Annotated in this window: 8 protein-coding genes and 1 pseudogene; 5 read left to right on the top strand and 4 right to left on the bottom strand. The window is 73.1% G+C overall.

All coding sequences use genetic code 11. The features are described 5' to 3' along the window. From AB0G02_RS22200 to AB0G02_RS22180, 5 genes and pseudogenes are all read left to right on the top strand, one after another. A pseudogene (locus AB0G02_RS22200) lies at positions 1-113 on the top strand (xanthine dehydrogenase family protein subunit M); the annotation flags it as partial. 2 nt (positions 114-115) lie between these two features. Then, positions 116-601 carry a (2Fe-2S)-binding protein gene (locus AB0G02_RS22195; protein WP_360797378.1) on the top strand — a complete coding sequence of 162 codons (486 nt, stop codon included), beginning with the start codon at positions 116-118 and terminating at the stop codon, positions 599-601. After that, a complete protein-coding gene (locus AB0G02_RS22190; RefSeq protein WP_360797377.1) occupies positions 598-1,953 on the top strand; it encodes an 8-oxoguanine deaminase in 1,356 nt (451 codons plus the stop codon). The genes AB0G02_RS22195 and AB0G02_RS22190 overlap by 4 nt, the downstream gene beginning before the upstream one ends. After that, positions 1,950-4,175, top strand: coding sequence for a xanthine dehydrogenase subunit D (pucD, locus tag AB0G02_RS22185; RefSeq protein ID WP_360797376.1), 2,226 nt, complete (start codon positions 1,950-1,952; stop codon positions 4,173-4,175). The genes AB0G02_RS22190 and pucD overlap by 4 nt, the downstream gene beginning before the upstream one ends. 127 nt (positions 4,176-4,302) lie before the next feature. Then, entirely contained in the window at positions 4,303-4,785 is a 483-nt protein-coding gene (locus AB0G02_RS22180; RefSeq protein ID WP_360797375.1) for a nucleoside deaminase, read from the top strand. 6 nt (positions 4,786-4,791) lie between these two features. Here AB0G02_RS22180 and AB0G02_RS22175 read toward each other — a convergent pair whose 3' ends face one another. From AB0G02_RS22175 to AB0G02_RS22160, 4 genes are read right to left on the bottom strand one after another with little or no spacing between them, the layout of a single operon-like run. Further along, positions 4,792-5,409: a response regulator transcription factor gene (locus AB0G02_RS22175; RefSeq protein ID WP_360797374.1), complete on the bottom strand. Its 618-nt coding sequence runs from the start codon at positions 5,407-5,409 to the stop codon at positions 4,792-4,794. After that, the gene (locus AB0G02_RS22170) at positions 5,406-6,605 is read right to left on the bottom strand and encodes a sensor histidine kinase (protein WP_360797373.1); all 1,200 of its coding nucleotides are present in this window, start codon (positions 6,603-6,605) and stop codon (positions 5,406-5,408) included. The genes AB0G02_RS22175 and AB0G02_RS22170 overlap by 4 nt, the downstream gene beginning before the upstream one ends. A gap of 10 nt (positions 6,606-6,615) precedes the next feature. Next, on the bottom strand, positions 6,616-7,341 hold the full coding sequence (locus AB0G02_RS22165) for an ABC transporter permease (RefSeq protein WP_360797372.1): 726 nt from the start codon (positions 7,339-7,341) through the stop codon (positions 6,616-6,618). A gap of 4 nt (positions 7,342-7,345) precedes the next feature. Continuing rightward, entirely contained in the window at positions 7,346-8,254 is a 909-nt protein-coding gene (locus AB0G02_RS22160; protein ID WP_360797371.1) for an ABC transporter ATP-binding protein, read from the bottom strand. Positions 8,255-8,469: the final 215 nt, after the last annotated feature.

Genomic DNA, 8,469 nt, shown 5'->3' with positions numbered 1-8,469 from the left:
GCCCGATCGACGACGTGCGCGGCTCGGCCGCGTACCGCAGGCACGCCCTCGCCGTGCTGGCCCGGCGGACGCTCGGCTGGGCCTGGCAGGACTACTCCGGGAAGGTGGCGTGACCATGCGCGTCGACGTGACCGTCAACGGCGAGCCGCGGCAGGCCGACGACGTGTGGGAGGGCGAGAGCCTGCTGTTCCTGCTGCGCGAGCGGCTGGGCCTGCCCGGTTCCAAGAACGCCTGCGAGCAGGGCGAGTGCGGTTCGTGCACGGTGTACCTGGACGGCACGCCGGTGTGCTCCTGCCTGGTGGCCGCCGGTCAGGTGCAGGACCGCGAGGTGCGGACGGTGGAGGGCCTCTCCCGGGGCGACCGGCTCGACCCGGTCCAGGAGGCGTTCGTGGACGCGGGCGCGGTGCAGTGCGGGTTCTGCACCCCCGGTCTCGTGGTCGCCGCGCACGACCTGCTCGACCGCGTGCCGCGGCCGAGCGACCCGGAGATCCGCGAGGCCCTGGCCGGGAACCTGTGCCGCTGCACGGGGTACGAGAAGATCCTGGACGCCGTGCGCCTGGCCGCCGCCCGCAAGGCGGACCCGGGGGACGCGGCCCGATGACGCCGACCATCCTCGACGGCGTCGCGGTGGCCGCGGTCGACGCCGCGGGCACCGAGCACGCGTTCGGGCACGTCGTGTTCGAGAACGGCCGGATCACGGCGGTCGGCCCCGGCCAGGCGCCCAGGCCGGCCGGCCCGCACACGTGGGTCGACGGCAGCGGCTGCCTGGTCACGCCCGGCCTGGTCAACACCCACCACCACCTCTACCAGTGGGCGACCAGGGGCTTCGCCCAGGACGCCACGCTGTTCGAGTGGCTGACCACGCTGTACCCGGTGTGGCGGGGCCTGGACGCCGGCATCACGCACGCGGCGGCGTCCGCCGGGCTGGCCCGGCTCGCGACCACCGGGTGCACGACCGCCGCCGACCACCACTACGTGTTCCCCCGCGAGGGCGGCGACCAGTTCGCGGCCCTGGTCGAGGCGGGCAGGCGCGTCGGCATCCGGCTGCACGCCGTGCGCGGCTCGATGGACCGCGGCCGGTCGCAGGGCGGCCTGCCACCGGACAACCTGGTCGAGGAGACCGAGGCCGCGCTGGTCGCCACCGAGCAGGCCGTCGACGACCACCACGACCCGGCCCCTGACGCCCTGGTCAGGGTGGCCGTCGGACCGTGCTCGCCGTTCTCCGTCAGCGCCGAGCTGATGACCGGCGCGGCGGAGCTGGCCCGCGCCAGGGGCGTCCGGCTGCACACCCACCTCGCGGAGACCGTCGACGAGGAGGAGCAGTGCCGGGCTGAGTACGGCTGCACGCCGACCGAGTACGCCGAGCGCCTCGGCTGGCTCGGTGACGACGTGTGGCTCGCGCACACCGTGCACCTGTCACCGGATGCGGTGAAGCGGTTGGGCGCGACCGGCACCGGCAGCGCCCACTGCCCCACGTCCAACGGCCGGCTGGGCACCGGCACGGCCCCGGTCCGCGACCTGCTCGACGCGGGCGCACCGGTCGGCCTCGGCGTGGACGGCGCGGCGTCCAACGAGTCCGGCGGGATGGTCGAGGAGCTGCACCAGGCCCTGCTGCAGGCCAGGCAGCGCGGCGGTCCCAAGGCGCTGGACGTCCGCGAAGCGCTGTGGCTGGGCACCATGGGCGGCGCGCGCTGCCTGGGTCGCGACCGGGAGATCGGCTCGATCGAACCGGGCAAGCTCGCGGACCTGGCGGTGTGGCGGCTCGACGGTCCCGAGCACGCGGGCATCGACGACCCGGTGGCCGCCCTGGTGCTCGGGCCCGCGCCGGAGCTGAAGCTCCTGCTGGTGGGCGGCCGGACCGTGGTCGACGACGGCGAGCTGCGCACCGCCTCCGCGACCGACCTCGCGCGCGACCTGCGCGCCGCCGCCGAGCGACTGAAGGGGACGCGATGAGCCTCACCCCCGCCGAACTCACCTCCGCCGTGTCCGGGGGCATCGGCTCCAGCCCGCAGCGGCCCGACGGGAACCTCAAGGTGCGGGGCGAGTTCGCGTACGCCTCGGACCTGTGGCACGAGGACATGATCTGGGGCGCGACCCTGCGCAGCCCGCACCCGTACGCGCGGATCCGGTCGGTCGACCTGACCGAGGCGTTGCGCGTGCCGGGCGTGTACGCCGTGCTCACGCACCAGGACGTGCCGGGGCACAACCGCTACGGGCTGGAGCACAAGGACCAGCCCGTGCTGGCCGAGGACGTCGTGCGCTACCAGGGCGAACCGGTCGCGCTCGTCGGCGCGGACCACCCCGAGACCGCGCAGCGCGCGATGAAGCGCATCAAGGTCGAGTACGAGGTGCTCACGCCCGTCGTGGACATGGAGACGGCGGTCGACGACACGCCGCTGCACCCCGGCGGCAACCTCGTGCGGCACGTGCCCGTGCGGCGGGGCGACCAGCACGCGCGGGCGGAGGTCGTGGTCAGCGGCCGGTACGAGGTCGGCATGCAGGACCAGGCGTTCCTCGGTCCCGAGTCGGGCCTGGCCGTGCCCGCCGAGGACGGCGGCGTCGACCTCTACATCGCGACCCAGTGGCTGCACGTCGACCAGGGCCAGGTCGCCGCGGCGCTGGGGCTGCCGCTGGAGAAGGTGCGGCTGACGCTGTCCGGCGTCGGCGGCGCGTTCGGCGGGCGCGAGGACCTGTCGATGCAGGTGCACGCGTGCCTGCTGGCGCTGCACACCGGCAAGCCCACCAAGATGGTCTACAACCGCGAGGAGTCGTTCTACGGCCACGTGCACCGGCACCCCGCGGTGCTGCACTACGAGCACGGCGCGGACCGCACCGGCAAGCTCGTGTACGTCAAGGCGCGGATCCACCTCGACGGCGGCGCGTACGCCTCCAGCACGTCCGCCGTCGTGGCGAACGCGGCGACGCTCGGAGTAGGCCCCTACGACGTGGACAACGTGACCGTCGACTGCTGGGGCGTCTACACGAACAACCCGCCGTGCGGCGCGATGCGGGGGTTCGGCGCGGTGCAGGCCGGTTTCGCCTACGAGTCGCAGATGGACAAGCTCGCGCAGGCGTTGGGCATGGACCCGGTCGACCTGCGGATCGTCAACGCGATGAGCGAGGGCTCGGTCATGCCGACCGGGCAGGTGGTCGACTCGGCCGCACCGGTCGCGCAGCTGCTGAAGCTGGTGAAGGACAAGCCGATGCCGCCGCCGCCGACCGCGCTCGACCTGCGGGACATGCCCGGCGGCGTCTCCAACACCACGCACGGCGAAGGCGTGGTGCGCGGGGTCGGTTACGCCGTGGGGCTGAAGAACATCTGCTTCTCCGAGGGCTACGACGACTACTCGACGGCCAGGGTCCGGTTGCAGGTCATCAACGGCGAACCGGCCGCGCTCGCGCACACCGCGGCGGCCGAGGTCGGCCAGGGCCTCGTGACGATCATGCAGCAGATCGTGCGCACCGAGCTGGGCGTGCAGCGGGTGACGATCCTGCCGATGGACACCGGCATCGGCAACGGCGGCTCCACCTCCGCGTCCCGCCAGACCTACGTGACCGGTGGCGCGGTGAAGGCCGCGTGCGCGGCCGTGCGGGAGAGGCTGACCGAGCTCGCCGGCGGTCGCGACCCGTCAGCCGCGGACCTGGCCGAGCTGCTGGGCGACGAGGTGATCGACGAGACCGTGGAGTGGCGGCACCGCGCCACCGAGCCCCTCGACCCGGAGACCGGGCAGGGCAACGCCCACGTGCAGTACGGGTTCGCCGCGCACCGCGCCGTGGTGGACGTGGACGTGGAGCTGGGCCTGGTGAAGGTGGTCGAGCTCGACTGCGCGCAGGACGTCGGCAAGGCGCTCAACCCGCAGGCCGTGGTGGGCCAGATCCAGGGCGGTTCGGCGCAGGGCCTCGGCCTCGCGGTGATGGAGGAGATCCAGGTCGAGGGCGGCGAGGTGCGCAACCCGTCGTTCACCGACTACCTCATCCCGACCGTGCTCGACATGCCGCCGATGAGCATCGACGTGCTGGAGCTGGCCGACCCGAACGCGCCCTACGGCGTGCGCGGCGTCGGTGAGCCGCCCACCATCTCGTCCACGCCGGCCATCGTCGCGGCCATCCGCGCCGCCACCGGTCTCGCCCTGACCCGCGTGCCCGTGCGACCGGAGCACATCACCGGCACCTGATCCCCGCACCCCGAGCCCACCGGCAGCCCGACCCCGGCCCACCAGCCCGACCCGCGCCCATCACGGCCCGGGGCCGCCGTCACCACGGTGTCCCGCGGGGCCGTGCGCACGTTCCGAGGAGCAACCCATGACCACGTCCGTGTCCCCCGACCACGCCTGGCTGCGCGAGTCGATCGACCTGGCCACCCGCAACGTCGCGGAGGGCGGCGGCCCGTTCGGCGCGGTCGTCGTCCGGGCCGGCGAGGTGGTGGCGACGGGCACGAACCAGGTCACCACGACGCTCGACCCCACCGCGCACGCCGAGGTGGTCGCCATCCGCGCGGCCTGCCGGGCCATCGGGGACTTCCGGCTCACCGGCTGCGTGCTGGTCTCGTCGTGCGAACCGTGCCCGCTGTGCCTGTCCGCCGCCCTGTGGGCGCGGGTGGACCGGGTCGTCTACGCCGCGGACCGCGACGACGCCGCCGCGGCCGGCTTCGACGACCGCGAGTTCTACGACCTGTTCGACCGGCCCCGCGAGACCTGGAGCCTGCCGGTGCACCGGATCTCGACCGGCGAGGACAACGCCCCGTTCACCGCGTGGCTGTCCCGTCCCGACCGCGTCGACTACTAGCCGCCGCTACGCGCCCAGCAGGCCCCGTTCGTAGGCCACCGCCACGGCGGCGGCGCGGTCCTTCACACCCAGCTTGGCGTAGACGTGCACGAGGTGCGTCTTCACGGTCGCCTCGCTGATGAAGAGCTTCGCCGCCGCCTCGCGGTTCGTGCAGCCGCGCGCGATCAGGCCCAGCACCTCCACCTCGCGGTCGCTCAACGGCTCCGCGGCGGGCTGCCGCACCTGACCGACCAGCCTGGTCGCCACGGACGGTGACAGCACCGCCTCCCCCCTGGCCGCCGAGCGCACCGCGCGGAACAGCTCGTCACGCGGGGTGTCCTTCAACAGGTACCCCGTGGCACCGGCCTTGATCGCGGGCAGCACGTCGCTGTCCGTGTCGTACGTCGTCAGCACGAGCACCCTGGTCGGGCACCCGCGCAGCCGCTCGATGGCCGTGACGCCGTCCACGCCGGGCATCCGCAGGTCCATCAGCACGACGTCCGGCCGCAGGGCCCGCACGACGGTCACCGCCTCCTCGCCGTCCGCCGCCTCGCCCACCACGTCGACGTCACCGGCGCTCGCGAGCATCCCGCGCAGCCCGTCGCGCACGACCGGGTGGTCGTCCACGATCACCACGCGGATCACCGGGTCACCCCGGCCGGGATCGCGGGCACGGACGCGGACACCGCCGTGCCCCCACCCGGCTCCGACTCCACCACCAGCGCTCCCGCCAGGCGCGACACCCGCTGCCGCATGCCGACCAGCCCGAACCCGTCCGTGCGCACCTCCGGGTCGAACCCCGCGCCGTCGTCGCGCACGTCCAGCGTCACCACGTCCTCCATGTACGACAACGTCAGCCCGACCCGTGAAGCGCGCGCGTGCTTGGCGACGTTCGACAACGCCTCCTGCGCGGCACGCAGCAAGGTCACCTCCACCTCGGGGTGCAGGGCGCGCGCCACCCCCGTCGTCCGGATCGACGCGGCCACCCCGGTCTGGTCGGTCCACCCCGCCGCGACCTCGGCCAACGCGTCCGGCAGGTTCGCGTCCACCAGCGCGGGCGGGCGCAGCGCGTGCACCGAGCGGCGGGCCTCGGCCAGGTTCTCCCGCGCCAGCCGCAACGCCGTCTCGACGTGCCGCGGCGGCGCCTCGTCCACCTGGAGCTGGGTGATGATGCCGGCGAACCCCTGGGCGAGGGTGTCGTGGATCTCCCGCGCCAACCGCTGCCGCTCGTCCAGCACGCCCGCCTCGTGCGCCTGGACGAGCAGCTGGGCGTGCAGGCCCGCGTTCTCCTCCATCATGGCGGCCATCTGGGCGACCATCTCCTTGCGCCGCCGGGCCTGCTCGGAGGTGACGTAGCCGACCATGGTGAACGTGCAGGCGATCGTCACGATGACCAGGACGACGGCGAGGTAGACCCCGATCGACCGGAGGTCGGGCGACGGGAAGCCGCCCTGCAGCGACGTCGCCGCCAGCACGCCGTTCACGACGACACCGGCGAACCTCCACCGGCCGGGCAGCACCTCGAACGCGTAGACGTACCCGGCGAAGGAGAAGAACCCGAACAGCGGGTCGCGCAGCCCCAGCACGGCGTAGGCGACCAGGACCCCGGCGAAGAACACCGCCATCAGGCCGGTCCGCGAGCGCCACTCGGGGTGCAGGGTGAACCACCACAGCATCCACAGGCCGGTCACCGCCGCGATGCCGACGTTCACCGCCTCGGTCTGCCACGGGTCCGTCCCGAGCACCAGGTACATCCCCGTCGACAGCAGCAGGACCAGGTACGGGATGGCACGCCCCGCGGTGTTCAGCCGACGTTCCCACCCGTCGAGCGCGTCCGTCACGCCTGCTCCCCTACTCCCAGCGGAACGACTTCGCCGCGACGGTACCCGCCACCAGCGTGATCAGGGTCAGGATCGCGAGCTGCAGCGGGTCCGGCGCGGCGCCGAGCCACCCCTCCTGCAACGCGCCCACGCCCGGCGGCAGGTACTCCCCGACGCGGACCAGGAACTCCGGCAGCAGGAACCGGGGCAGGTACGCGCCGCCGAAGAACATGACCAGCATGAACACCGCGGTCGCCCACCCGCCGGCCGAACGCGCGGTCGGGGCCCAGGCCGCGACCAGCAGGCCGAGGGCGGACAGCGACAGCATGCCGAGCAGGCACGTCACCAGGAACCCGAGCGGGTGGTGCGGCAGGTCGATGTGGAACACCAGCCGGCACGCCGCCATCAGCAGCACGATCGAGATCACGCCCGCGACCACGTTGACGACCAGTTGGGCGAGGAGCAGCCGGGCCGGGTGGACCGGGGTGGTGGAGAAGCGGCGCAGCACGCCCTTCTCGCGGTAGGTGGCCACCGTGGCGGGCAGCTTGTTCAGGCCCAGGAACGCCAGCGCGATCACGATCAGCGTGGACACGTAGGAGTCGATGAACCGCAGGTTCCCGAACTGGGGGTCCGGGGTGCGCAGCGCGGGGATCGCGCCGAGCACCAGCAGCAGGATGGTGGGGAAGAAGATCCCGAACACGACCATGGCCGGCTCGCGCAGGAACAGCTTCCACTCGATGTTGACGATCTTCAGCATGTGATCACTCCGTGAACGCGCGGCCGGTGAGCCGGATGAAGGCGTCGTCGAGGCCGGCCTGCTCGACGCGCAGGTCGGCGGCGACGACGTGGTTGCGGGCGAGGACGGACGTGACGGCGTGCAGCAGGTTGCCCGTGCCGGTCACGACGAGCTGCGGGCCGTGCTGCTCGACCTGCGAGACCTCGGGCAGGTCGGCCAGCAGCCGCACGTCCAGCGGCGCGGTGGGCCGGAACCGGACCCGCTGCTCACCGTCCACCCTGGACACGAGGCCGGCCGGGCTGTCGACCGCGACGACCTTGCCCGCGTCGATCAGCGCGATCCGGTCGCAGAGCCGCTCGGCCTCCTCCATGAAGTGCGTGACCAGGACGACCGTGACGCCGGAGTCGCGGATCTGCTCGACCAGGTGCCACGTGTCGCGGCGGGCCTGCGGGTCCAGGCCGGTGGTGAGCTCGTCCAGCACCGCGATCCGGGGCTTGCCGACCAGTGCCAGCGCGATGGAGACGCGCTGCTTCTGGCCGCCGGACAGCTTGCGGTACTCCGTCTTCACGCGGTCGGCCAGGCCCAGGCGTGCCAGCAGCTCGCGCCAGTCGGCCGGGTCGCGGTGGAAGGAGGCGTACAGGTCCATCGCCTCCCCGACCCGGATGCGGTCGGGCAGCTCGCTCTGCTGCAGCTGCACGCCCAGCCGGGTCCGCAGCTCCGCCCGGTCGCGGCGCGGGTCCAGGCCGTCGACCCGGATCGTGCCGCTGTCCGGGGTGCGCAGGCCCTCCACGCACTCGACGGTCGTCGTCTTCCCCGCCCCGTTGGGGCCGAGGATCCCGAAGACCTCCCCCTCGTCGACGGTGAACGACACACCGTCGACCGCGACCTTCCCGTCGTAGCTCTTGACGAGGTCGACCACCTCGATGATTGCCATGCCACCAGCGTCGTCGCGGGGGCGTCGAACCGGATCACACGCCGGGTCAGACCTCGCATCAACCGATCGGTTGATCTCCCCGTAGACCACCCCGGGCCGCCTCGGGGTGCACCTGAGCGTTCAACTCAGGGGTACTGGACGTAGGACTCTCGCGACGTGGACGTAGGACTCTCGCGTTGCGGGGGTAGGACACGCGGGTCAGGAGCAGAGGCCGT

This window comes from Actinosynnema sp. NPDC023658 (genome assembly GCF_040639995.1).
Lineage (GTDB): Bacteria > Actinomycetota > Actinomycetes > Mycobacteriales > Pseudonocardiaceae > Actinosynnema.
Note: the sequence above shows the minus strand (reverse complement) of the source record. Positions and strands in the feature narration are given on the sequence as shown.

Bases quoted from the DNA above. Each gene is read 5' to 3' on its own strand.
- AB0G02_RS22195 (WP_360797378.1), top strand. From the start codon at position 116: ATGCGCGTCGACGTGACCGTCAACGGCGAGCCGCGGCAGGCCGACGAC.
- AB0G02_RS22190 (WP_360797377.1), top strand. From the start codon at position 598: ATGACGCCGACCATCCTCGACGGCGTCGCGGTGGCCGCGGTCGACGCC.
- pucD (WP_360797376.1), top strand. From the start codon at position 1,950: ATGAGCCTCACCCCCGCCGAACTCACCTCCGCCGTGTCCGGGGGCATC.
- AB0G02_RS22180 (WP_360797375.1), top strand. From the start codon at position 4,303: ATGACCACGTCCGTGTCCCCCGACCACGCCTGGCTGCGCGAGTCGATC.
- AB0G02_RS22165 (WP_360797372.1), bottom strand. From the start codon at position 7,341: ATGCTGAAGATCGTCAACATCGAGTGGAAGCTGTTCCTGCGCGAGCCG.
- AB0G02_RS22160 (WP_360797371.1), bottom strand. From the start codon at position 8,254: ATGGCAATCATCGAGGTGGTCGACCTCGTCAAGAGCTACGACGGGAAG.